This is a genomic window from Pseudomonas paraeruginosa PA7, from assembly GCF_000017205.1.
Lineage (GTDB): Bacteria > Pseudomonadota > Gammaproteobacteria > Pseudomonadales > Pseudomonadaceae > Pseudomonas > Pseudomonas paraeruginosa.
This window is the reverse complement of record NC_009656.1, coordinates 738,814-763,202: the sequence shown is the minus strand read 5'-3', so window position 1 is coordinate 763,202 and position 24,389 is coordinate 738,814. Positions and strand designations below refer to the sequence as shown.

Sequence of the window (24,389 nt, the reverse complement as noted above, 5' to 3'; positions counted from 1 at the left end):
TCAATACGGGCCGCGTTCGCGCGGCTCGTCTTCCGGCAGTTCGCATACGCCCAGGCGCCGCGCGGCCCAGCGTTCGTAGAGACCGACGGCGATCTCCGCGCCGGCCGCGGCAGTCAGGCTGCCCAGCGCCGCGGCGAACAGCAGCGCGGCGCCGCAGGCCAGCGCCAGCAGCATCACCGCCACGCCACAGACGATCGATGCGCCGGAGCGTAGCGCCAGGCGCCGGAGCAAGGCCCAGCCGCCGAGGCCGGCCTTGTCGGCACGCCACATCTCGCCGCTGACGCCGCCTAGCGCGGCGAGCAGGATCAGCACCCAGAGCGGCATCTCCGTCAGTGTCTGCGGTTCGTTGCCCATGGGTCCCTCCTTGGCAGGCTGCGCCGGAAACCTCCGCACGAACGTTTCCCGGGCAATAAAAAACCCGGCGCCAGGGCCGGGTTCCGGTGCTTCACGAGTGCCTCCCTGGGGACGCACCTTTACAAGAATGACTACTTTTTACCGCCCGATTCCCAGCCCGGCAATGCCTTCTCGACAATCCACTGCAATAGGAGGGAGACGCACCACGATATGAGGGTGATATACCATCCTGGGAGCATTCGCCAGGCATCCGGGTAAGCGTCTACCAACTTCCGATAGGGAAAAGCCCGGCATCGACTGAGGAAAAGGCCGGCTCCGCCGGCCAGACTTCGCATCTGTCGTGCAAGGACCGCTGCCGTGCGTTGGATTCGCCGCCTCCGCGGGCGACAGGCATAAAAAAACCGGCCCGAAGGCCGGTTGGAAAACACCAGGGGACAGGTGTGGAGGAAAGCGCTCAGGCCGCCCGCCGCAGCAGGCCGTCCTGGATACCCTGGTGCGCCACGTGCAGGCGCAAATAGAAGGTGTTGCGGCTGCAACCGCAGTGACGGTACTTCTGCTCAGGGAAGCTGTCGCGATTGAGATAGTGCTCCACCACCACGTTCTTCAGTTCCTCGGGTAGGCGATTGACCAGGCGATCGACCTCCGCCACACGGTCGAGGATCACCCGGCTGCCACGGTGGCCGCGGACCACCTCGCCCTTGCTGGCGATCAGCATGGCGATCAGGTTGCCGCCGGCGTAACCGCCGCCGTTGCTGCCCGGCGTGTGCATTTCCTCGGCCCAGAGCTTGAGCATTTCATCGATGGCTTTGATCACGGTCGTGTCTCCTTTCACTGCCCGCAGGGGCCGGCATGATGTGGTTCAGCGGCGCTCGTGGCGTGCCTGGCAATCGATGCAACGGTTGCAGCCCGGCACCGCCTGGCGGCGCGCCTGGGGTATGGGCTCGCCACAGTCCTGGCACTCCTCGGCGGACTCACGGATTACCAGCGCAGGGCGCGCCGCCAGGAGGCCGTCGAGGCGAGCCAGGACCAGTTCATTGGCGCGGTCGGCGAGATCAGCCATGGAAAGCCTCCCTGGCGGGCCCGACGCCGGGCGGCTGGACGGATAGAACATGGCGGATGGACGACTCCGCTTCGGCGGACTGCGCTCCCCCGCCTGGAAATGGCGCGTGCGTATCTCGCGACATGGCAATGACTCCCTGTACGACGCCGCCGTACCTGAAGCAGGCCGGCGACAGAATGAATGAGCGGGACGGAGCGTCTGCATGGACGGCGCTCCGGCCCTCCAGGTGCCGGAGCGCTTTCCCATGGCCCCGGCACCCAAGCAGTCGGCGCCAGCATCGTCGGCCGCCGACAACCGGGTGCGTCCCTGCACCCATGTGAAATCTCTGAAAGGCGGGTGGGAAGTTGTGAAACTCACCCCTTCCGCTTTCTGACGGAAGAGAAATTACAACCAAGGCTATTTATAGTCAACGCCTAGGCTCTTTACAGAAAATCCATCGGTCTGTAGATTGCCGAGCATGGACAAGAGCACCCAGATCCCGCCCGACAGCTTCGCCGCCCGCCTCAAGCAGGCCATGGCGATGCGCAACCTCAAGCAGGAGACCCTCGCCGAAGCGGCCGGGGTTTCGCAGAACACCATCCACAAGCTGACCTCCGGCAAGGCCCAGAGCACTCGCAAGCTGATCGAGATCGCCGCGGCCCTGGGCGTCTCGCCGGTCTGGCTGCAGACCGGTGAAGGCGCGCCCGCCGCGCGCAGCCCCGTGCCGGTGGCGGATGGCAGTCCGCTGGTGCTGGAACCGCTGCATCCGTGGGACAGCGAGACCCCTCTGGACGAGGACGAGGTGGAACTGCCGCTGTACAAGGAGGTGGAAATGTCGGCCGGTGCCGGCCGCACCGCGGTCCGCGAGATAGAGGGGCGCAAGCTGCGCTTTTCGTATGCCACGCTGCGCGCCTCCGGTGTCGATCCGTCGGCGGCGATCTGCGCCCAGCTGACCGGCAACAGCATGGAGCCGCTGATCATGGATGGCTCCACCATCGGCGTGGACACCGCCACCACCCACATCACCGACGGCGAGATCTATGCCCTCGAGCACGACGGCATGCTGCGGGTGAAATTCGTCTATCGCCTGCCCGGCGGCGGCATCCGCCTGCGCAGCTTCAATCGCGAAGAATATCCCGACGAGGAGTACTCGCCCGAAGATATGCGCAGCCGGCAGATCAGCATGATCGGCTGGGTCTTCTGGTGGTCCACCGTACGCCATCGGCGCGGCCCGTCCCTGGTCAGGTGAACGCGCCGCTGCCGGCCCGTTACAACTTATGCTATTGAATCAGAAAACAACCTGGGCTATATTTTCTCCATCGACGCATAGCCGCGCAGGAGGGAATACCGTGCAGCCATCCATCGCCCCCATCACCCATGTACCGCGCCAGGAAACCGTGGAACTGGTCTACCGCATCTTCGGCGACGTCCTGGTGCCACTGGAGCAGGTCCGCGAACGCTGGTTCCGCAACCTGAACAAGGAAAACTTCAGCAAGGCCCTGGCCTGCGGGCGTATCGCCCTGCCGGTGACGACCCTGGACGATAGCCACAAGGCCATGCAGTTCGTCGCCCTCGATCACCTGGCCGCCTATGTCGACCAGCGCGCAAGCCAGGCCGGGAGCGCTCGCCGAGCGCAGCCAGGCACGGACAGCGTCGCATCCTGAGCGTCCTGCCCCGTTGCCTCCATCTTGGGAGCGACACCATGCTCCGCCCGGCGCCTTCTGCATAGGCAAGTAATGCCGAAGGCGTTATCCGCCAACCGGACATCTCGATCACTTCATCTCGAGGCGGGTTCGGCGTTCTGCCCTCTGGCGGATATCGCGCCGCGATATTCGCCCCACGAAAGCGACTCCGCGTAAGGCGAAGCCCATGCGTGGGTCCAGCCGGGCACAAAAAAGGCGGATGACGCAAACGCCATCCGCCTTCTGTTCTTCCGCCTCGCGCCGTCTTATTCGACGCTCTGTTCGGCCAGCGCCACGGCGCGGAACATCGCACGGCGCTTGTTGATGGTTTCTTCCCATTCCAGGGCCGGAACCGAATCGGCGACGATGCCACCGCCGGCCTGCACATGCAGTTCGCCATCCTTGATCACCGCGGTGCGGATGGCGATGGCGGTATCCATGTTGCCGTTCCATGCCAGGTAGCCGACCGCGCCGCCATAGACGCCGCGCTTGACCGGTTCCAGCTCGTCGATGATCTCCATGGCGCGGATCTTCGGCGCGCCGGACAGGGTGCCCGCCGGCAGGATCGCCCGCAGCGCGTCCATCGCACCGAGCCCCTCGCGCAGGTGGCCGGTGACGTTGGAAACGATGTGCATGACGTTGGAATAACGCTCGATCACCATCTTCTCGGTGACCTTCACCGCGCCGATATCGGAAACCCGCCCCACGTCGTTGCGACCCAGGTCGATGAGCATCAGGTGCTCGGCGATCTCCTTGGCATCCGAAAGCAGGTCCTGCTCCAGCGCCAGGTCGGCCTCTTCGTTGATCCCGCGCGGGCGGGTGCCGGCGATGGGGCGCACGGTGACCAGGCCGTCCTCGACCCGCACCAGTACTTCCGGCGAACTGCCCACCACATGGAAATCGCCGAAGTTGAAGAAGTACATGTAGGGCGTCGGGTTGAAGCAGCGCAGCGCGCGATACAGGTCGATCGGCGCGGCCCTGAAGGCGATGGACATGCGCTGCGACGGCACCACCTGCATGCAATCGCCGGCGAGGATGTAGTCCTTGATGCGCTCGACCGCGCTCTCGTAATCCTCGCGGGTGAAGCTGGCGCGGAACGCCGGCTCACCGCCCCGGGCCGCCTCGAGGTCGAGGCCGCGACGCGGGACGATCGGCTGGCGCAAACGCTCCAGCAGTTCCTCCAGGCGGGCCTGGCCACGCTCGTAGGCATTCTCCTCGGCGGGATCGGCCAGCGCGATGGCATGGATCTTACCGGCCAGGTTGTCGAACACCACCACCGCGTCGGAAACCATCAGCAGGATGTCCGGGTTGCCCAGCGGGTCGGGGTTCGGGCAACTGGCCAGGCGCTTTTCCACGTAGCGCACGCAGTCGTAGCCGAAATAGCCGACCAGGCCCCCATCGAAACGCGGCAGGCCGGACACGGTGGGGACCTGGTAGCGCGCCTTGAACTCCTCGACGAAGGCCAGCGGGTCCGCACAGTCGAAGCGCTCGGTCTCCGCCCCGTCTACGCTGATCCGGACCTGGTGGCCGTAGACCCGCAGCACCGTGCGGCAGGGCAGGCCGATGATCGAATAGCGCCCCCATTTCTCGCCGCCCTGCACCGACTCCAGCAGGTAGGAGTTGGGCGCGTCGGCCAGCTTCAGGTAGATCGACAGCGGCGTGTCGAAGTCGGCAAGGGTCTCGAAGGACAGCGGGATGCGGTTGTAGCCATCGGCGGCCAGCCGCAGGAATTCTTCGCGATTCATGATCAGCCTCGTGGGAGGAGAGAACGGTCAACAGGGTGCAAACGCGCGCCGGCTATCCGGCGGAGGATGATGTCAGGCGCGCCAGCGCCAACGCGCCAGGGCCTTGATGACCTTCATCCAGAGTTTGCTGACCGCCACGGCTTGATCTCGCTGGTCGGTGGGGGAAAGGGAGTCGTCCGGCAACACTATCGCAGCAGCCCGGTCGGCGCAAGGCAGGAGGTCGCGCAGGTTGTCGATGACCAGGGTGGGCGCTTCCTCGGCGATCGGCCGGCCGTGGTTGTAGCCGTAGGACAACGCCGCACAGCGCACGCCGGCGGCCTTGGCGGCGAGCACGTCGTTACGCGAGTCGCCGACGAACAACGCGTCCTCCGGCTCGACACCGGCCATTTTCATCACGAACAGCAGCGCCGCCGGGTCGGGCTTCTGCTGCGGCAGGGTATCGCCGCCGATGATCCAGCGGAAATAGCGGCCCAGCTTCATCTCGTCCAGCAGCGGCGCGACGAAGCGCTCCGGCTTGTTGGTGATCAGCGCCATTTCCACGCCGTTGCGCTTGAGCCACCTGAGGGTATCGACGACGCCGGGATAGACCTCGGTGAGCGCATGACTGTCGGCATAGGCCTCCATGAACAGCGCCAGCGCGGCTTCGGTTTCCTCCTCGCCGATGCCGTCGTGCTCGATGCTTCCGGCCAGGGCGCGACGCACCAGCACGCGCGCGCCGTTACCGATCCACTGGCGGACCTTCTCGATGCCCGCCGGCGGCCGCCCGAGGCTGGCGAGCATGCTGTCGACCGCGGCGGTGAGGTCGGGAACGGAATCGACCAGGGTGCCATCCAGGTCGAACATCACCAGACGCGGCAGGCGCGTGGCGAAGAACGGCTCCGCGGCGCTCATTACGGGTGCGCCTGGGCCAGTTCGGCATGCATGGCGCGGATGACCTCGGCGTAGTCCGGGGCATTGAAGATGGCCGAGCCGGCGACGAAGGTATCGGCACCCGCCGCGGCGATCTCACGGATGTTCTTGACGTTGACGCCGCCATCGATCTCCAGGCGAATCTCGCGACCGGAGGCATCGATCAGGGCGCGTGCCTCACGCAACTTGTCGAGGGTACCGGGGATGAACTTCTGCCCGCCGAAGCCGGGATTGACGCTCATCAGCAGGACCATGTCGACCTTGTCCATCACGTACTTCAGCACGTCCAGCGGAGTGGCCGGGTTGAATACCAGGCCGGCCTTGCAGCCGCCGTCGCGGATCAGTTGCAGGGAGCGGTCGATGTGCTGGGAGGCTTCCGGATGGAAGGTGATGTAGGTGGCGCCAGCTTCGATGAAGTCGCCGATGATGCGATCCACCGGGGAGACCATCAGGTGCACGTCGATCGGCGCGCTCACGCCGTACTTGCGCAGCGCCGAGCAGACCATCGGACCGATGGTCAGGTTCGGCACGTAGTGGTTGTCCATCACGTCGAAGTGAACGATGTCGGCACCGGCGGCGAGCACCTTGTCCACGTCCTCGCCCAGGCGGGCGAAATCGGCGGAAAGGATCGACGGAGCGATGGCGAAGGGTTGCATGGCGCACCTCAAAGGGGATCACGGAAGGCGCGCATTGTAGCCGTTATCGGTTTTTGGCGGTGAAAATGACGACCTTTCGCCGCAGCAGCCGACGCCCGGACGAAGCCGGGCGCGGCCTGCGCCTCAGGCGCCGGGTTGCGCGGTGCGCATCTTCTCGCTGCGTCCGCGCAGCCATTCCAGGGTCAGCAACAGCAGCACGGAAAAGCCGATCAGCAGGGTCGCCGCGGCAGCGATGGTGGGGCTGAGGTTCTCGCGGATGCCGCTGAACATCTGCCGCGGCAGGGTGGCCTGCTCGGGACCGGCGAGGAACAGGGTCACCACCACTTCGTCGAACGAGGTAGCGAAGGCGAACAGCGCGCCGGAAATCACCCCGGGAGCGATCAGCGGCAGGGTCACCCGGAAGAAGGCGGTCAGCGGCGGCGCGCCGAGGCTGGCGGCGGCGCGCACCAGGTTGTGGTTGAAACCCTGCAGGGTCGCCGAGACGGTAATGATCACGAACGGCACGCCGAGCACCGCATGCACCACGATCAGCGACAGGTAGCTGTTGCCCAGTCCGAGCGGGGCGAAGAACAGGTAGCTGGCGACGCCGATGATCACCACCGGCACCACCATCGGCGAAATCATCAGGCTCATCACCAGTGCCTTGCCGCGGAACTCGCCGCGGGTCAGGCCGATCGCCGCGAGGGTGCCGAAGACCATCGCCAGCAGGGTCGCCGCCGGGGCGACGATCAGGCTGTTGGTCAGCGAGCGCATCCACTCGGCGGACTGGAAGAAGTCGGCGTACCAGCGCAGGGAAAAGCCCTGCAACGGGTAGACCAGGAAAGTCCCGGAGTTGAACGACAGCGGCACGATGACCAGCACCGGCAATACCAGGAACAGCAGCACCAGGCCGCAGAGGATGCGCAGGGAGTAGAACCACAGGCGCTCGACCGGGGACATGTAGGGACTAAGCATGACTCGCTCTCCAATGTGTTTCGTGCGGCCCCTGCCCGGCCCTGAGGGCCGGGCAGGGGCCTTCCTCGAAGACGCCTTATCCCAGGCGCAGTCGGCTGGCGCCTACCAGCCAGCTATAGACGATGTAGAGCACCAGGGTGGCGAGCAGCAGCAGGCCGCCGAGGGCGGTGGCCATGCCCCAGTTGATGGTGCTGTTGGTATAGAAGGCGACGAAGTAGCTGACCATCTGGTCGTTCGGGCTGCCCAGCAGCGCCGGGGTGATGTAGTAGCCGATGGACAGGATGAACACCAGCAGGCAACCGGCGCCGACGCCCGCGACGGTCTGCGGGAAGTACACCCGCCAGAAGCTGGCGAACGGATGGCAGCCCAGGGAAATCGCAGCGCGCATGTAGCTCGGCGAGATGCCTTTCATCACGCTGTAGATCGGCAGGATCATGAACGGCAGCATGATATGCACCATCGCGATGTACACCCCGGTACGGTTGAACACCAGTTGCAGCGGCTGGTCGATCAGGCCGAGCTTGAGCAGCGCGCCGTTGATCAGGCCGCCTGATTGCAGCAGCACGATCCAGGCGGCGACGCGGACCAGGATCGAAGTCCAGAACGGCAGCAGGACCAGGATCATCAGCAGGTTGCTCTTGCGCGTCGGCAGGTTGGCCAGCAGGTAGGCCAGCGGGTAGGCGAGCAGCAGGCAGACGACAGTGATCACCGCGCCCATCCAGAAGGTGCGGGCGAAGATGTCCAGGTAGATGGCCTGGTCCGGGGTGGCGCGGGCCACTTCGCCAAGGTCGTCGATGCGGTGGTCGAGGGCCGCGAGCAGGTAGTAGGGGGTATAGCTGCTGGCATTGCGGCGGATCACCTGCCAATAGGCGGGGTCACCCCAGCGCTCGTCGAGCTGTTCCATGGCGTCCTTGTAGGAAGCGGGCTCCTCCTTGAACGGCAGCTTGCGCGCGGTCTTCGCCAGCAGGCTGCGATAGCCGGCCAGCTCCATGTTCAGGCGCTTGGAGAGATCGCCGATGGTCTGGTTGCGACGAGCCTCGGCGAGATCCTGGCTGAGCGCCTTGTAGACGGCGTCGGCCGGCAGCGACTTGCCGTCCCAGGCGGAGATGGCCTCCACCGTCAGCGGCAACGAGCGAACCACTTCAGGGTTGGACACGCTCTTGTAGAGCAGGGCAGCGATCGGCACCAGGAAGGTCAGGACCAGGAAGGCCACCAGGGGCAGGATCAGCGCCTGGGACTTCAGGCGGTTCATCCGCTCGGCGCGCGCCAGGCGTTGCTTGAGGGTGCTGCCGGCGGCCTGGGACATGGGCACAGCTGTGGCCATAGCGAACTCCGGAAAAAACGGGCCGTCGGGCGCGGCCCTGGAAAGGATGGAACCATGGGAGGGTGCGCCGGACGGCGCACCCTCCAGCCCTCCGGGGAGGATGGGCGTGACTTACCTGGCCGCCCAGGCGTTGAAGCGCTGTTCCAGTTGCTCGCCGTAGTCGGCCCAGAAGGTCACGTCCATTGCCACCTGGTTCTGGATGTTTTCCGGAGTGGTCGGCATGTCCTTCAGCAGGGCCTTGTCCAGCAGCGGCACCGCCTGCTTGTTGGCCGGGCCGTAGGCGATGTTCTCCGAGTAGGTCTTCTGCTGCTGCGGCTGTACCGAGAAGGCGATGAATTTCAGGGTCTCTTCCTGCTTCTTCGCGCCTTTCGGGATGGCCCAGGCGTCGAAGTCGTAGATGCCGCCGTTCCACACCACCTTCAGGTTGCTTTCCTTCTGCACCGCGGCGATCCGGCCGTTGTAGGCCGAGCTCATCACCACGTCACCGGAAGCCAGGTACTGCGGCGGCTGTGCGCCCGCCTCCCACCACTGGATGCTCGACTTGATCTCGTCGAGCTTCTTGAAGGCGCGATCCTGGCCTTCCTTGGTGGCAAGCACGCTGTAGACGTCCTTCGGCGCCACGCCGTCGGCCATCAGGGCGAATTCCAGGGTGTACTTGGCGCCCTTGCGCAGGCCGCGCTTGCCGGGGAATTTCTTGATGTCCCAGAAGTCCGCCCAGCTGGTCGGCGCGCTTTTCAGCTTGTCGGCGTTGTAGGCGAGCACCGTGGACCAGACGAAGAAACCCACGCCGCACGGTTGGATGGCGCCGGGCACGAAGTCCTCGGTCTTGCCGAACTGCGCCGGGTCGAGTTCCTCGAACAGGCCTTCGTCGCAGCCGCGCGACAGCTCCGGAGACTCCACTTCCACCAGGTCCCAGGACACGCTGTTGGTATCGACCATGGCCTTCACCTTGGCCATCTCGCCATTGTATTCGCCGGCGACGATCCTGTTGCCGGTGGCTTTCTGGTAGGGCTCGTAGAACGCCTTGATCTGGGCGCTCTTGTTGGCCCCGCCGAAGGACACCACGGTCAGGTCCACCGCCATGGCCTGGGCCGCGCAGGCCAGGCCCGCCGCCAGGGTGGCGAACTTGAGGCTGGCCGCTTTCAGGGATTTCGACATTATTGTTCTCTCCACAGTGCAGGGTTGCTTCGGTACGGTTCGGGACGGCCGGCGCTCACGCCGCCGGCAGGGGGTCGAGCGCCCTCACATGCTCGACCTGCCAGCCCAGCGGAACCACATCGCCGACGCTCAGCGTCGGGTCCAGCTCGGCGATCGGCTGCTTGACGAAGAAGTCCTCGCGGCCGCAGACCTCCAGGCGCACGCGCACGTGATCGCCCAGGTAGACGAACTCGGCCACGCGGCCGGAAAAACGGTTGGCGCAGGCCTCGCTGGCGCCGTTCAGGCGCACCCGCTCGGGGCGGATCGACAGGGTCACCGGCTCGCCCGGCTGGCCGACGTTGATCGCCAGCGCCTCGATCTTCTCGCCGCGCGGCAAGCCCACCACGCAGCGTTCGCCGTCGCGACTGAGGAGTTGCCCGGAAAGGCGGTTGTTCTCGCCGATGAAATTGGCCACGAAGGTGTTGCGCGGATGCTCGTAGAGGTTGCGCGGCGGCTCGATCTGCTGGATCTCGCCCTGGTGGAATACCGCCACCCGGTCGGACATGGTCAGCGCCTCGCCCTGGTCGTGGGTGACGTAGACCACGGTCACGCCGAGGCGCTGGTGCAGATGCTTGATCTCCATCTGCATGTGCTCGCGCAGTTGCTTGTCCAGCGCACCCAGCGGCTCGTCCATCAGCACCAGCTGCGGCTCGAACACCAGCGCGCGGGCCAGCGCCACGCGCTGCTGCTGGCCACCGGAGAGCTGCGCCGGGTAGCGCCCGGCAAAGGCATCGAGCTGGACCATCGACAGCGCGCGCTTGACCCGTTCCTTCACGTCGGTCTTGCCCATGCCGCGGACGCTGAGGGGAAAGGCCAGGTTCTCGGCCACGGTCATGTGCGGGAACAGCGCATAGTTCTGGAACACCATGCCGATGTCGCGCTTGTGCGGAGGGACATTGTTGATCGAGCGACCGGCCAGGAGGATCTCGCCGGCAGTGGGGGTTTCGAAACCGGCCAGCATCATCAGGCTGGTGGTCTTGCCGGACCCGGAGGGGCCGAGCAGGGTGAGGAATTCGCCCTTGCGAATGTCCAGGTTGAGATCCTTCACGATGAGGGTCTCGCCGTCGTAGCTCTTCTGCACGCCACGGAAGCTGACCAGCACATCGCCGCCTTGAGTCTCGGCCATAACCGCACCTTTGTTCGTTTTATGGATGCTGTGCGGACAGCCTAGAGAACCCCGAGCGCGGCGCAAATCGGCCGGGGAGAGAGTTTGCTATCAGGGGAAGGGAAAGCCATCTATAGGAATTGCCCTACAGAATAAAAAACGCCCCGAAACGGTTCGAGGCGCTCTGCAACAAGGCTTTCAAGCGACGCAAAGGTTTGCGCCACCCCACCGCCGATCGACGCGCGGAGGCTCCCTCAGCGCTTGACCCAGTTCTGGAAGCGCTGCTCCAGGGCCTCGCCATGTTCCGCCCAGAAGGCCACGTTCATGCCCACCGCGTTCTTCATGTTCTGCGCCGCGGTCGGCAGGTTGGCGGCGACCCCGGGATCGAGCAAGTCCACCGCCTTGCGGTTGGCCGGACCGTAGGCGATGTTCTCGGCGAAGGCCTTCTGCTGCTCCGGCTGGCTGGCGAAGCGAATGAAATCCTCGGCCAGTTGCTTCTTCCACACCCCGGCCGGCAACGCCCAGAAATCGAAGTCGTACACACCGCCACTCCAGACCATCGACAGGTGCCGCTTCTCGGCCTGGGCCGCGGCGATCCGGCCGTTGTAGGCGGAGCTCATCGCCACCGTACCGTCGGACAGGTCGCGCACCGGGTCCTGGCCGGACTTCCACCAGTGGATATAGGGCTTCAGCTCGTCGAGCTTGCGGAACGCCCGTTCGACGCCCGCTGGCGTCGCCAGTACCGGGTAGACGTCCTTCGGCGCCACGCCATCGGCCATCAGGGCGAACTCCAGGCTGTACTTCGCGCCCCAACGCAGGCCGCGCTTGCCGGGAAACTTCTTCACGTCCCAGAAGTCCGCCCAGCCTTGCGGCGTGCCGGCGACCTTGTCGCGGTTGTAGGCGAGCAGCGTGGTCCAGACGAAGATGCCGACCCCGCAGGGCTGCACCGCGCCGGGAACGAAATCGGCGGGATCGCCGACCTTCGCCATGTCCAGCTTCTCGAACAACCCTTCCTCGCAGCCGCGCGCCAGCTCCGGCGCCTCGACCTCGACCACGTCCCAGGACACATGGCTGATCTCCACCATGCGCTTGAGCTTGGCCAGGTCGCCATTGTAGGAACCATGCACCACGCTGTTGCCGGTGGCGCTCTTGAAGGGTTTGTAGAATGCGCTTTCCTGGGCCTCCTTGTTGGCGCCACCGAAGGAAATCACGGTCACGTATTCGGCCCAGGCGGGCACGCTGACTCCGAGAAGGGCGCAGAGCAGGCCCGTCCTCATGGCTGGCAACATCGTTTCTTCTCCTTATCGTGTTGGCCGGCACGCATCATTCCCTGCCACGCGGACGCCAGGTAGGGGGCAGATCGCGAAAACCGGACCTGGCGCACAGGCCGCAGGCAAAACCGGCAGCGCCGACCGCCTCAGAGCAGCCGGTGCTCCATCGCGTAACGCACCAGGTCGGCCACCGAATGCGCGTTGAGCTTCTGCATCAGGCGCGCCTTGTGGGTACTGACGGTCTTGTTGCTGACCGCCAGTTGCTGGGCGATCTCGTTGACGTTGGCGCCCTGCACCAGCCGCTCGAACACCGAGAACTCACGCTCGGAAAGCAGTGCGTGGGGCGGGCGCGAGTCGGTCAGGCCGACCTCGAAGACCATCCGGTCGGCAAGGTCCGGGTCGATGTAGCGGCCACCGCCGGCGACCCGCCGGATGGCGGTGAGCAACAGCGCCGGGTCGCTGTCCTTGGTGGCATAGCCGGCGGCGCCGATCTTCAGCGCACGGGCGGCCATCTGCGCCTCGTCGTGCATCGACAGCACCAGGATCGCCGGCGGCTCGCTCAACGCGCGGATCCGCGGGATCGCCTCGAGACCGTTGACGCCGGGCATGGAGATGTCCAGCAGGACCACCTCGCACGGCGTGCCGCGCAGGGTTTCCAGCAATTTCTCGCCATTGGTGGCCTCCCCGACCACCTGCAGGTCCTTGGCCATGCCGATCAGTTGCTTGATGCCTTCCCTGACGATGGTGTGGTCTTCTGCGACCAGGACACGGATCACCACTCTTCGCTGCCTCACGCTGTTCCGCCTTGCCGGCGGTTGTTCTTATGACGGGCCCGACACGCCCAGCGGAATCCTCACGCTGAGCGTGGTGCCCTCGCCCGGTGCGCTGTCGATGTCCAGCCTGCCGCCCATCATCAGCACCCGCTCGCGCATGCCGACCAGGCCGAAGGAACTGCCACGCCCCACCGTGGCGACATCGAACCCGCGCCCGTCGTCGCTGACGCTCAGGCACAGCTCCTCGCCTTCGCGCACCAGCCGCAGTTGTACAGTATGCGCTTCGGCATGCCGCATGACATTGGTCAACGCTTCCTGGAGGATGCGGAACAGGCCGATGGCCCTGGCGTCGGCCAGTTGCGGCGGATTCTCCGGCACCTCCACCAGGCAGGGAATCTGCGTGCGCGCCTCGAAGCGCCGCGCCTGCCACTCCACCGCCGAACCGATGCCGGCATCGAGGATCGGCGGGCGCAGCGCGGTGGCCACGTCGCGCACCAGTTGGAACAGCTGGGCGATCAGCTTCTTCATGTTGCCCAGGCGTTCGCGCAGGCCGTCCTCGGCGTCGGCGTAGGCCAGTTCGCACATCGAGGTTTCCAGTTTCAGCACCGTCAGCACCTGGCCGAGTTCATCATGTACCTCGCGGGCGATGCGCGCCTTCTCCTCCTCCCGCACCGACTCCAGGTGCGCCGACAGTTCGCGCAACTGCGCACGCGATTCGCCCAGCTCGAGTTCGATCTGCTTGTTCGCGGTGATGTCCCAGACCACCCCGTCCCATACCGCGCGGCCATCCTCGAAGCAGCGCGCGGAGGCCTTGATGTCGGCCCAGCGCAGCTCGCCCCGGCGGGTGAGGATGCGCCCCTGCCAATGCCAGTCGCGATCCTCCTCGAGGGCCGCCATCTGGCTCGACCAGTAGCCATCGCGATCATCCGGATGGACCAGGCCGCGGATGCCACGGCCGCTTTCGATCAGCTCGCGGGCGCTGTAGCCGACCAGCGCCTCGCTGCCCTCGCTGATATAGGCGAAGTCGGAAAACGCGCCGGCCCGCGGCCGCTCCAGGCGGAAGACCATGCCCGGCACGTTGGAGGCGATGCCCTTCATCCGCGCCTCGCTTTCCTGCAATGCCTCGCGGGCACGGCGGCGCTCGGTGACGTCGCTGAGGAACACTACCAGGTACTCGGACGTGCCGAAGCGCAGGAAGCTCAGCGAGACATCCGCCGGCAGCCAGCTGCCGTCGGCGCGCAGGCAGCGGGTCTCGAAGCTGAGCGGGCCTTCCTCGCTGTTGCGCGCGCGGCGCCACAGGGTCAGCCAGCGGTCCATGTCCAGGCCGGGCTCGAAGTCGACCAGCGGGCGGTCCACCAGTTGCCCGTCGGCGTAGCCGAGCACCTGTTCGGCGGCACGGTTGGCGTAGCGCACGCGGCTGTCCCAGTTGACCCAGAGGATCCCCAGGGTGCTGTGGTCGACGGAGAACTGGGTCAGGCGCAGCGCTTCCTCGGCCGCCTGGCGCAACTCCAGGTCCCGGCGGGCGCCGTACAGCCGGGCTTCCAGGGCCTGCTGCTGGCGCCGCTGGAGGAACACCGCCGCCAGCGCGCCGGCCAGCAGCAGGCCGAGGAGGATCGACAGGTTCTGCCAGAACCCCGGCGACTCGCCGAGACGCGGATACCTGGGTTGCAGCCAGCGCTCGTGCAACTGGTCCAGGGACTTGCGCGGCAATGCGCGCAGCGCCTGGTCGACCACCATCGCCAGTTCCGGCCAGTCGCGCCGGGTCGCCACCCGTAGCAGCTGCGGGTAGCCGATGTCGCCAACCACCGCGAGGTCGGCGAACTCCGGTTCGCGGGTCAGGCGGCTGAATTGCGCCTCGTCGATCACCGCGTAGCGCGCCTGGCCGGCGAGCACCGCGCGCAGCACCTCGCGCTCGGAATCGGCCGGCAGCAGCCGCAGACCGCTGTAGGTGCCGCTCAGGTAGCCGGCAACCGAGCCGTGGCCGCGCACGGCCACCGGCGTGTCGCGCTCCAGTTGTTCCAGCTCGACGCTGCCGCTGCCTTCGCGTCGCCCCACCACCAGCCGCGAGACGCGCAGGTAGGGATCGGAAAACAGCCACAGACGCAGGCCGGACGGTGTCTGGCTGAGGCCGGGGGCGATATCCACGCGGCCGTCACGCAGGGCCTCGTCGAGCGCGGCCTGGTCGGGATACCCCTGCCATTGCAGAGTCACCTGCATGGTCGCGGCCAGCCAGCCCATCAGTTCCACATTGGCTCCGGAGTATCGCTGCAGGCGGCGGTCGTACTGCGCGTAGGGAACTTCGGTAACGACGCCCACGCGCAACTCGCGGTGCCCCGCCAGCCAGGCCTGGAGCTCCGCCGTCAGCGGCAGGCCCGGCGGCGCCTCCTCGGCGCGCGGGGACAGGCTCAGCAGCAGGCAGCAGAAAAACACGCAAAAACGACGCAACATGCCGACGACACCCCGCGGAAACGGCGCTTCGAAAGGGAAAGCGGGCATACCTTACCGCGAGCGCGGGTGGCGAACCATGCGAAGGCTCGGCCTGACAAAGAACAGGCCAGGGTTTAGGCTGCCCTTCTGAAAAAGCTATCAGGAATCTCCGATGCCGGTCCTCCGTCACCCGCCGAAGCCCTTCGCCCTGCTGTTGGCCACCTCGCTGCTGTGGCCGGCCGCCGCCCATGCCGAGGAAGAAAGCGCCAAGGAGCAACCGCCGGCAATGGAGCGCCCGGCGGTCAGCGAACGCAGCCAGGACGAGGCCAGGGGCCTGGAACGCCAGTTGCCGGAAGAGAGCCAGCAGATCCTGAAGGCCGGCGACGAGAGTTTCCTCACCCTCTGGCTGCCGGCCAACAGCGCCGAACCCGAGGGCGTGGTGATCCTGGTCCCGGGCGATGGCGAAAGTCCGGACTGGCCCCAGGTCATCGGGCCGCTGCGGCGCAAACTGCCGGACGCCGGCTGGCAGACCCTGAGCCTGGCCCTGCCCGACCCGCAGAGCAGCGCGCCGGTCACCCGCCCGGCGGGCTCCGCCGCCAGCGCCAGTGCCGACAAGGATGCCAGCGCCATCGACAGCGCCAGCAAAACCGAGGTGAAAGGCGAAAGTGGCAACGCCCCGGCGGCGGAAAGCACTGCCGAAGCCGGCAGCGGCGAGCCGGCGCAAAGCGACGAGCGACCCACGCCACCGGCCATCGATCCGGTCGAACAGCGCAAGGCGCATGCCGAGCGGGTCATGGCGCGACTGCAGGCAACCATCGACCTGGCCCTGCAGCACGAACCGAAGAGCGTGGTGTTGCTCGGCCACGGCACCGGCGCCTACTGGGCGGCACGCTACCTGGCGGAAAAGGAACCTTCGGAAATCCACAACCTGCTGCTGGTCGCGCCGGAGCTACCGCGCGACTTCCGCCCGCCACTGGAAGACATGGTGCCGAAGCTGAAACTGGCGACCGGCGACTTCTATTACCGCGATACCCGCGCCGACCGGGACGCCGCCAGGCTGCGCATGCAGGCCGGCAAGCGGCAGAAGCATCCGGCCTACATCCAGGTGGCGATGCAGGCCCTGCCGGCCGATCCCGAGGCCGAGCAGGAACAGCTCTACCGGCGTATCCGCGGCTGGCTCGGCCTCCACCTGCAAGCCGCTGCGCAGAAGCCCATGGAGTGATCAGCGGAAGCCCTCGCGCTCTCGGATCAAGGCGTAGGCCGCCTGCAACTGGCGGGTCTTCTCGGTAGCAGCGCGCACACGTTCGGCGCTGGCGCCGGCACCCGCCAGCTTGTCCGGGTGGTGCTGGCTGATCAGCTTGCGATAGGCGCGCTTGATCGCTACCGGTTCGCTTCCGGCCTCCACACCGAGCAGGAGCAGTGCATCGCGATAGCTGTCCTGGGCGACTGGCCGCGCGCGCCGCGGCATGACCCGCGCCGACAGGCGTTCGGTGCGTTCCGCCGACCAGCCCAGCCAACGCCCCCACTGCAGCACCAGTTGCCGCGCCGACTGGCTGAGCACGCCGCCGGCCCAGGCCATCCGCCAGCAGGCAAGCAATACCGCCTCGGCACGCTCCCCCTTGAGCCGCGCCACCTCCTCCTGCAGGTGGGCGACACCCGCCTTGCCCTTGCCGAAGGAGGCAATGGCCCGGTGCCGGGCACGGGCGTCGAGCCTGCGCAGGGTCATTTCCTGGCGCGCCTGCTGGATATGCACCTCATCGACCCGCCCGCCGCTCTTGGCCAGGTAGCCAAGCAGCTGGAACAGCAAGTCATCCTCGTCGCTCACCGCCCTGCCCCGCAGGCGCGCCAGCAGGCTGCGCCAGGACTCCAGGCGCAACCGACGGTCGAGCAGTTGCCCCAGCAGCCCGCCGAGCAGGGCCCCGGGGATGCTGGCCAGGGCCCAGCCTGCCCCGGCGCCGATCAGTGTGGCGGGCCAGAGCATCTCAGGCGTGCTCCGCCAGCAATCGCTCGACTTCCGCCAGGCGTTCGTGGGTACCGACGTCGACCCAATGCCCGCGATGGTGCTCGCCGCTTACCCGCCCCGCGGCGATCGCCTTGCGCAGCAACGGCGCCAGCTTGAAGGCGCCCGGCGCGCAGCCGTCGAACAGCGCCGGGTGCAGCACGGCGATGCCGCTGTAGGTCAGGTTGCCGCCCGCGTCGCGGGCTTCGCCCACCCGGCCGGCGGCGTCCAGGTGAAAGTCGCCGGCGGGGTGGTGCGCCGGGTTGTCGACCAGCACCAGATGCGCCAGGTCGCCGTCGGCCAGGCGCAGGCGGGTGTAGTCGAAGTCGCTCCAGACATCGCCGTTGAGCAGGAGGAAGGGCTGCTCGCCGAGCAGCGGAAGAGCGCGGAAGATCCCGCCACCGGTTTCCAGCGGCTCGCCTTCGGCGGAATAGGCGATCCGCCCGCCCAGGCGCGAGCCGTCGCCGAGGTAGGCCTCGATCTGCTCGCCGAGCCAGGCATGGTTGATCACCCAGTCATCGATCCCGGCCTGGCGCAGCGCCAGCAGCTGGCGCTCGATCAGCGGCACGCCGGCAGCCTTGATCAGCGGCTTGGGCGTATGCAGGGTGGTCGGCCGCATGCGCTCGCCACGCCCGGCCGCCAGGACCATCGCCTTCATGCCTCGGCCCCTTGCGGCAGCGAGGCCAGCAGCTCGCCCAGTTCGGCCAGTTCGGGACGCCGCGCCACGGCGGTCTCCAGGTAGCGGAAGAAGCGTGGCACGTCGCCCAGGTAACGCGGCTTGCCGTCGCGGTGGCAGATCCGGGCGAAGATACCGATCACCTTCAGGTGGCGCTGCACGCCCATCAGGTCGCTGGCGCGAAGGAAGTCCTCGAAGCTCGGCGGCAGCGGGATGCCGGCCCAGACCGCCTTCTTCCAGTAGCGGTTGAGCGCGGCGTGCACGCGCGGCTCCGGCCAGCTGACGAAAGCGTCCTTGTACAGGCAGGTGACGTCATAGGTGACCGGGCCGTGCAGGGCGTCCTGGAAGTCGAGGACGCCCGGGTTCGGCTCGCTGAGCATCAGGTTGCGCGGCATATAGTCGCGATGGACGAACACCCGCGGCTGCTCCAGCGCGCTGCGCACCAGCAGGTCGCAGATGCGCCGCCAGCGCGCCAGGGCCTCGCCTTCCAGTTCCACGCCCAGGTGGCGGGCCAGGTACCAGTCGGGGAACAGTTGCAGTTCGCGGCGCAGCACCGCTTCGTCGTAGGGCGGCAGGACGCCGGCGACATCGACCTTCTGGAAGGCGATCAGCGCATCCAGGGCCGGTTCGAACAATTCGTCGGCGTTGCCGGGATGCAGGACGTCGAGGTAGGTCTGACAGCCAAGGTCGCTGAGCAGGAGGAAACCGTTGTCCAGGTCCTGGGCGAGAACCTTCGGCACATGCACGCCGGCGCCGGCGAGCAGGCCGGCGACCTCGACGAAGGGTCGGCAGTCTTCCTGGGGTGGTGGCGCATCCATCACCACCAGGCTGCGATCTCCCCCCTGCCAACGGAAATAGCGGCGGAAGCTGGCGTCGCTACTGGCTGGAATCAGTTCGGCGGGAGGCACTTCCCCCCAACCTTCGGCAACGAACAACTCGGGCAAACAAGAGTCCAACCAGCGATTCAGCTGCTGGAAACGGGCATCATCAGACATTTACAGGGTTCTCCACGGCCCTAGCCGTTGCGCAGGTCATGCTTTATTATCCAGCATCTTTTTCAGCCCATCGAGAGGCGTGCGGCCCACCGGGCCGATGGCGCGCAGGAAGCCCGGATTAACAAGATGGCAGTGAAATCCCTCGTGTTTCGAAGAAAGTTTCCCCTGCTGGTCACCGGCAGCCTGCTGGCTCTGCAGCCGGTCGCAGCATTGACTGTACAGGCCGCCGATCAGTTCGACTGCAAGGTATCGGCCACCGGCGGCTGGGATTGCTCCCCGCTGCAGAACGCCAATGCCAACCTGCCGCCACGCCCCGCGCATACCGCGACTTCGGTCAGCACCGCCGCAGCGGGCGGCAGCGTATCCGGCGGCGGCGAAACGGTCGAGGCCGAACCGGCCCAACGCCTGGTCACCGAGTCCGGCGGCCGTGCCCTGAAGTCGCGCAGCGCCGACTACTCGCACCTCGACTGGATTCCGCGGGAGAAGCTGACCGCCGCCCAGTTGGCGGAAATCGGCCCCTATTGCGGCGGTTCCTACATCGAACCGGTCCGTCCGGGCATGAACGATGGCGCGCCGAACGACGAGAGCCCGACCTATGTTTCGGCCAAGGCCTCGCGCTACGAGCAGGACAAGCAGATCGCCACCCTCGCCGGCGACGTGGTCCTGCGCCAGGGCAGCATGCAGGTGGAGGGCGACGAGGCCAACCTGCACCAGTTGGAAAACCGCGGCGAACTGATCGGCAACGTCAAGCTGCGCGACAAGGGCATGCTGGTGGTGGGCGACCACGCCCAGGTCCAGCTGGACAACGGCGAGGCCCAGGTCGACAACGCCGAATACGTGATCCACAAGGCCCATGCCCGCGGCAGCGCGCTGTACGCCAAGCGCAGCGAGAACGCCATCATCATGCTCAAGGATGGCACCTACACCCGCTGCGAACCGAGCAGCAACGCCTGGACCCTGAAGGGCAACAACGTCAAGCTGAACCCGGCCACCGGCTTCGGCACCGCGACCAACGCGACCTTGCGGGTCAAAGATTTCCCGGTGTTCTACACCCCGTACATCTACTTCCCGATCGACAACCGCCGCCAGTCCGGCTTCCTGCCGCCGAGCTTCGGCAGCACCAGCGACACTGGTTTCACCCTGGTCACCCCATACTACTTCAACCTGGCGCCGAACTACGACGCCACGTTGTACCCGCGCTACATGGCCAAGCGCGGCATGATGCTGGAAGGCGAGTTCCGCTACCTGACCCACAGCAGCGAAGGCACCATCAACGCCGCCTACCTGAACGACAAGGACGATCACCGCGAGAACTTCCCGGACTACAGCAAGGACCGCTGGCTGTACGGCATCAAGAATACTACCGGCCTCGATTCACGCTGGCTGGCCGAGGTCGACTACACACGCATCAGCGATCCTTACTATTTCCAAGATCTGGATAGTGATTTAGGTGTAGGTAGCACTACCTATCTCAATCAGCGGGGAACCTTGACCTACCGCGGCGATACTTTCACGGGCCGATTGAATGCTCAATCCTATCAACTGGCGACTACAACCGATGTAACCCCATATGATCGCCTTCCTCAAATTACGTTTGACGGTTTTCTACCCTACAGTCCAGGCGGTCTAAAACTTAATTACAGTACTGAGTTTGTCCGCTTTGATCGTGACCTAGACGAAAATGTCTACTTTAACGATGATGGCACCGTGCGGGGTTTTCGCCCAGATGCTTCGCTTCAAGGCTTAGCCCGTTCGACTGGCGACCGCATTCACCTCGAGCCAAGCATGAGCTTGCCGATGACACGCAGCTGGGGCTATCTGACTCCGTCGCTGAAGTATCTTTACACTAAGTACGACCTCGATCTGGATAGCAAGGGCAAGACTAGTCTCAAGGTTTACGATGAAAAGTTCAACAGTAGCCAGGATCGCTCACTACCTCTGGTAAAAGTTGACGGCGGGTTGTACTTTGATCGAGACGTAGCCTTTGCTGGAACGAAGTTCCGGCAAACATTGGAACCAAGGGCTATGTACCTCTATGTTCCTTATAAGGACCAGGACAACATTCCTGTTTTTGACACCAGCGAACATACCTTTAGTTATGACTATTTGTGGCGAGAAAACCGCTTCGCTGGGCGAGATCGTGTTGGTGACGCCAATCAGCTTTCGCTGGGTGTAACTAGCCGCTTCATCGAGCCTAATGGCTTCGAGCGAGCAACTTTGAGTGCCGGCCAAATTTATTACTTCCGCGACAGACGTGTACAATTGCCCGGCCTGACAGAAAAAGATTTAGCTCGCTTAAAACAAGAAAATCCAAATATGGATATCAAGGAGCCTGACAACGACAGTTGGCGCTCACCATATGCGCTGGCAGGCTTGTATCGCTTCAATCGAGATTGGAACGTTACTTCCGACTTCAACTGGAACCCCAGCACCAAGCGTACCGAATCGGGTAGCGCAATGTTCCATTATCAACCAGAAGCGAACCCAAACAAAATTGTCAATGCGGGTTATCGCTATCGCGAAGACACCCGTCGCTTCAACAGTTCGACAGGTCGCTTCATGTACGGCCGCGAAGACGACATCATCAAGCAGCACGACTTCTCGGTCATCTGGCCGCTGGTGCCGCAGTGGTCGGTGCTCGCCCGCTGGCAGTACGACTACAACAAGAACCGCACCCTCGAGGCCTTCGGCGGCTTCGAATACGACAGTTGCTGCTGGAAGCTGCGTCTGATCAACCGCTACTGGCTGGACGTGGACGACGATGCCTTCCTCGTGCAGAGCGAGAAGGCCGACCGCGGCATCTTCCTGCAGATCGTCCTGAAGGGCCTCGGCGGCATCGTGGGCAACAAGACGGAAATGTTCCTCGACAAAGGCATCCAAGGTTATCGTCAACGTGAAGACCAAGCTATGTAACCGGCTGCGCCCCCTTGCATTGGGCGCAGCACTCCTTTGCTCCTTCGCGCATGCCGAAGTGGTACCACTGGACCGGGTCGTCGCCATCGTCGACAACGATGTGATCATGCAGAGCCAGCTCGACCAGCGCCTGCGTGAAGTGCACCAGACGCTGCTCAAGCGTGGCGCGCCGCTGCCGCCCGAGCACGTGCTGACCCAGCAGGTGCTGGAGCGCCTGATCATCGAGAACATCCAGCAGCAGATCGGCGACCGTTCCGGCATCCGCATCAGCGACGAAGAGCTGAACCAGGCGATGGCCACCATCGCCCAACGCAACGGCATGAGCCTGGAGCAGTTCCAGGCTGCGCTGACTCGCGACGGCCTTTCCTACGCCGATGCCCGCGACCAGGTTCGCCGCGAGATGGTGATCAGTCGCGTGCGCCAGCGTCGGGTGGCCGAACGCATCCAGGTCAGCGAGCAGGAAGTGAAGAACTTCCTCGCCTCGGACATGGGCAAGATCCAGCTTTCCGAAGAGTACCGCCTGGCCAATATCCTGATCCCGGTGCCCGAAGCCGCGTCCTCCGACGTGATCCAGGCCGCCGCGCGCCAGGCCCAGGAGCTCTATCAGCAACTCAAGCAGGGCGCCGACTTCGGCCAACTGGCGATTTCCCGCTCGGCCGGCGACAACGCCCTGGAAGGCGGCGAGATCGGCTGGCGCAAGGCCGCCCAGTTGCCGCAGCCCTTCGACAGCATGATCGGCTCGCTGGCCGTCGGCGACGTCACCGAGCCGGTTCGCACCCCGGGCGGCTTCATCATCCTCAAGCTGGAAGAGAAGCGCGGCGGCAGCAAGATGGTCCGCGACGAGGTGCATGTCCGCCATATCCTGCTCAAGCCCAGCGAGATTCGTAGCGACGCCGAGACCGAGAAGCTGGCGCAGAAGCTTTACGAACGCATCCAGTCCGGAGAGGACTTCGGCGAACTGGCGAAGAGCTTCTCCGAGGATCCGGGCTCCGCGCTCAACGGCGGTGACCTGAACTGGATCGATCCGGAAGCCCTGGTGCCCGAGTTCCGCCAGGTGATGAACGATACCCCGCAGGGCGAGCTGTCCAAGCCGTTCCGCTCGCAGTTCGGCTGGCACATCCTGCAGGTCCTCGGCCGTCGCGCCACCGACAGCAGCGAGAAGTTCCGCGAACAGCAGGCGGTGAGCGTGCTGCGCAACCGTAAGTACGACGAGGAACTGCAAGCCTGGCTGCGGCAGATCCGCGACGAGGCCTACGTGGAAATCAAGCAGTGAGCCTGCGCTTCGCGCTGACTCCCGGCGAGCCGGCCGGCATCGGTCCCGACCTGTGCCTGCTGCTCGCCCGCTCCGCCCAGCCCCACCCCCTGATCGCCATCGCCAGCCGCGCGCTCCTGCAGGAGCGCGCGGGCCAACTCGGCCTGGCGATCGACCTGCTCGACGCCTCCCCCGCCGCCTGGCCCGGCGCCCCGGCCAAGGCCGGCCAACTCTATGTCTGGGATACGCCGCTGGCCGCGCCAGCACGCCCCGGCCAGCTGACCCCGGCCAACGCCGCCTACGTCCTGGAGACCCTGACCCGCGCAGGCCAGGGCTGCCTCGACGGTCACTTCGCCGGGATGATCACCGCCCCGGTGCACAAGGGCGTGATCAACGAAGCCGGGATTCCCTTCTCCGGGCATACGGAGTTCCTCGCCGACCTCACCCACACCCGCCAGGTGGTGATGATGCTGGCCACCCGCGGCCTGCGCGTGGCCCTGGCGACCACCCACCTACCGCTGCGCGAGGTCGCCGACGCCATCACCACCGAGCGTCTGGAGCGGGTCGCTCGCATCCTGCACGCCGACCTGCGCGACAAGTTCGGCATCGCCCGCCCGCGCATCCTGGTCTGCGGCCTCAACCCGCACGCCGGCGAAGGCGGCCACCTGGGCCGGGAAGAGATCGAGGTGATCGAGCCCTGCCTCGAACGCCTGCGCGACGAAGGTCTCGACCTGGTCGGCCCGCTGCCGGCCGACACCCTGTTCACCCCCAAGCACCTGGAGCACTGCGACGCGGTGCTGGCGATGTACCACGACCAGGGCCTGCCGGTGCTCAAGTACAAGGGCTTCGGCGCCGCAGTCAACGTGACCCTGGGCCTGCCGATCATCCGTACCTCGGTCGATCACGGCACCGCCCTCGACCTCGCCGGCAGCGGTCGCATCGACAGCGGCAGCCTGCAGGTGGCCCTGGAAACCGCCTACCAGATGGCCGTCAGCCGCTCCTGAGGCCGGTCGGCCATCGTTTAGCCCTGCCGGCCCGGCGCATCGCTGCTAAAATGGCGCCCTTTCGCATCCGCGCCTCCCGCCTTGGCCTGGGGCCCGCAGCCTGGAACCGTTCCC

22 protein-coding genes are annotated in these 24,389 nt (G+C 65.8%); 6 read left to right on the top strand and 16 right to left on the bottom strand.

From position 1 onward, the window contains the following. From PSPA7_RS03615 to PSPA7_RS03605, 3 genes are all read right to left on the bottom strand, one after another. Nucleotides 1-354: a phage holin family protein gene (locus tag PSPA7_RS03615; protein WP_003152162.1), complete on the bottom strand. Its 354-nt coding sequence runs from the start codon at nucleotides 352-354 to the stop codon at nucleotides 1-3. A gap of 454 nt (nucleotides 355-808) precedes the next feature. Beyond that, the gene (locus PSPA7_RS03610; protein ID WP_003152161.1) at nucleotides 809-1,168 is read right to left on the bottom strand and encodes a PA0613 family protein; all 360 of its coding nucleotides are present in this window, start codon (nucleotides 1,166-1,168) and stop codon (nucleotides 809-811) included. 45 nt (nucleotides 1,169-1,213) lie between these two features. Beyond that, nucleotides 1,214-1,414: a TraR/DksA C4-type zinc finger protein gene (locus PSPA7_RS03605; RefSeq protein WP_003152160.1), complete on the bottom strand. Its 201-nt coding sequence runs from the start codon at nucleotides 1,412-1,414 to the stop codon at nucleotides 1,214-1,216. A 457-nt stretch (nucleotides 1,415-1,871) separates the two neighbouring features. On the opposite strand from PSPA7_RS03605, the gene prtR reads away from it, so the two are divergent. Further along, on the top strand, nucleotides 1,872-2,642 hold the full coding sequence (gene prtR, locus PSPA7_RS03600; protein WP_003152159.1) for a transcriptional regulator PrtR: 771 nt from the start codon (nucleotides 1,872-1,874) through the stop codon (nucleotides 2,640-2,642). 100 nt (nucleotides 2,643-2,742) lie between these two features. After that, the gene (gene prtN / locus PSPA7_RS03595) at nucleotides 2,743-3,057 is read left to right on the top strand and encodes a pyocin genes transcriptional regulator PrtN (protein ID WP_003152158.1); all 315 of its coding nucleotides are present in this window, start codon (nucleotides 2,743-2,745) and stop codon (nucleotides 3,055-3,057) included. Nucleotides 3,058-3,341: 284 nt separating this feature from the next. Here the strand turns inward: prtN and trpE are convergent, their stop codons facing one another. The 10 genes from trpE to PSPA7_RS03545 all read right to left on the bottom strand — a co-directional run bounded on the left by trpE (nucleotide 3,342) and on the right by PSPA7_RS03545 (nucleotide 15,457). Continuing rightward, nucleotides 3,342-4,820: an anthranilate synthase component I gene (gene trpE, locus PSPA7_RS03590; RefSeq protein ID WP_012074192.1), complete on the bottom strand. Its 1,479-nt coding sequence runs from the start codon at nucleotides 4,818-4,820 to the stop codon at nucleotides 3,342-3,344. 72 nt (nucleotides 4,821-4,892) lie between these two features. Continuing rightward, nucleotides 4,893-5,711 (bottom strand): phosphoglycolate phosphatase, encoded by an 819-nt coding sequence (locus PSPA7_RS03585; RefSeq protein WP_012074191.1) that lies wholly within the window; start codon nucleotides 5,709-5,711, stop codon nucleotides 4,893-4,895. After that, entirely contained in the window at nucleotides 5,711-6,385 is a 675-nt protein-coding gene (gene rpe / locus PSPA7_RS03580) for a ribulose-phosphate 3-epimerase (RefSeq protein WP_012074190.1), read from the bottom strand. The genes PSPA7_RS03585 and rpe overlap by 1 nt, the downstream gene beginning before the upstream one ends. A 123-nt stretch (nucleotides 6,386-6,508) precedes the next feature. Further along, complete coding sequence (locus tag PSPA7_RS03575; RefSeq protein ID WP_003152154.1) at nucleotides 6,509-7,339, bottom strand: ABC transporter permease; 831 nt, start codon at nucleotides 7,337-7,339, stop codon at nucleotides 6,509-6,511. Between the two features lie 76 nt (nucleotides 7,340-7,415). Beyond that, nucleotides 7,416-8,663, bottom strand: coding sequence for an ABC transporter permease (locus PSPA7_RS03570; RefSeq protein WP_012074189.1), 1,248 nt, complete (start codon nucleotides 8,661-8,663; stop codon nucleotides 7,416-7,418). Between the two features lie 111 nt (nucleotides 8,664-8,774). Next, a complete protein-coding gene (locus tag PSPA7_RS03565; RefSeq protein WP_012074188.1) occupies nucleotides 8,775-9,821 on the bottom strand; it encodes an ABC transporter substrate-binding protein in 1,047 nt (348 codons plus the stop codon). A 55-nt stretch (nucleotides 9,822-9,876) separates the two neighbouring features. Then, on the bottom strand, nucleotides 9,877-10,986 hold the full coding sequence (locus tag PSPA7_RS03560) for an ABC transporter ATP-binding protein (protein WP_012074187.1): 1,110 nt from the start codon (nucleotides 10,984-10,986) through the stop codon (nucleotides 9,877-9,879). 233 nt (nucleotides 10,987-11,219) lie between these two features. Then, complete coding sequence (locus tag PSPA7_RS03555) at nucleotides 11,220-12,254, bottom strand: ABC transporter substrate-binding protein (protein ID WP_012074186.1); 1,035 nt, start codon at nucleotides 12,252-12,254, stop codon at nucleotides 11,220-11,222. Between the two features lie 128 nt (nucleotides 12,255-12,382). Continuing rightward, entirely contained in the window at nucleotides 12,383-13,015 is a 633-nt protein-coding gene (locus tag PSPA7_RS03550; protein WP_012074185.1) for a response regulator, read from the bottom strand. 42 nt (nucleotides 13,016-13,057) lie between these two features. Then, a complete protein-coding gene (locus tag PSPA7_RS03545) occupies nucleotides 13,058-15,457 on the bottom strand; it encodes a PAS domain-containing sensor histidine kinase (protein WP_012074184.1) in 2,400 nt (799 codons plus the stop codon). Nucleotides 15,458-15,608: 151 nt separating this feature from the next. Between PSPA7_RS03545 and PSPA7_RS03540 the strand changes: the two genes are divergently transcribed. Further along, entirely contained in the window at nucleotides 15,609-16,658 is a 1,050-nt protein-coding gene (locus PSPA7_RS03540; protein WP_012074183.1) for an alpha/beta hydrolase family protein, read from the top strand. Here PSPA7_RS03540 and PSPA7_RS03535 read toward each other — a convergent pair whose 3' ends face one another. From PSPA7_RS03535 to PSPA7_RS03525, 3 genes are read right to left on the bottom strand one after another with little or no spacing between them, the layout of a single operon-like run. Then, on the bottom strand, nucleotides 16,659-17,417 hold the full coding sequence (locus tag PSPA7_RS03535) for a DnaJ domain-containing protein (protein ID WP_012074182.1): 759 nt from the start codon (nucleotides 17,415-17,417) through the stop codon (nucleotides 16,659-16,661). Between the two features lies 1 nt (nucleotide 17,418). Next, a complete protein-coding gene (gene murU / locus PSPA7_RS03530) occupies nucleotides 17,419-18,093 on the bottom strand; it encodes an N-acetylmuramate alpha-1-phosphate uridylyltransferase MurU (RefSeq protein ID WP_012074181.1) in 675 nt (224 codons plus the stop codon). After that, the gene (locus tag PSPA7_RS03525; protein ID WP_012074180.1) at nucleotides 18,090-19,106 is read right to left on the bottom strand and encodes an aminoglycoside phosphotransferase family protein; all 1,017 of its coding nucleotides are present in this window, start codon (nucleotides 19,104-19,106) and stop codon (nucleotides 18,090-18,092) included. The genes murU and PSPA7_RS03525 overlap by 4 nt, the downstream gene beginning before the upstream one ends. A 126-nt stretch (nucleotides 19,107-19,232) precedes the next feature. Between PSPA7_RS03525 and lptD the strand changes: the two genes are divergently transcribed. From lptD to pdxA, 3 genes are read left to right on the top strand one after another with little or no spacing between them, the layout of a single operon-like run. Next, entirely contained in the window at nucleotides 19,233-22,019 is a 2,787-nt protein-coding gene (gene lptD, locus PSPA7_RS03520; RefSeq protein WP_003152145.1) for an LPS-assembly protein LptD, read from the top strand. Beyond that, complete coding sequence (locus tag PSPA7_RS03515; RefSeq protein WP_012074178.1) at nucleotides 22,000-23,292, top strand: peptidylprolyl isomerase; 1,293 nt, start codon at nucleotides 22,000-22,002, stop codon at nucleotides 23,290-23,292. Before lptD ends, PSPA7_RS03515 begins: the two co-directional genes overlap by 20 nt. Then, the gene (gene pdxA, locus PSPA7_RS03510; RefSeq protein WP_012074177.1) at nucleotides 23,289-24,275 is read left to right on the top strand and encodes a 4-hydroxythreonine-4-phosphate dehydrogenase PdxA; all 987 of its coding nucleotides are present in this window, start codon (nucleotides 23,289-23,291) and stop codon (nucleotides 24,273-24,275) included. Before PSPA7_RS03515 ends, pdxA begins: the two co-directional genes overlap by 4 nt. Nucleotides 24,276-24,389: the final 114 nt, after the last annotated feature.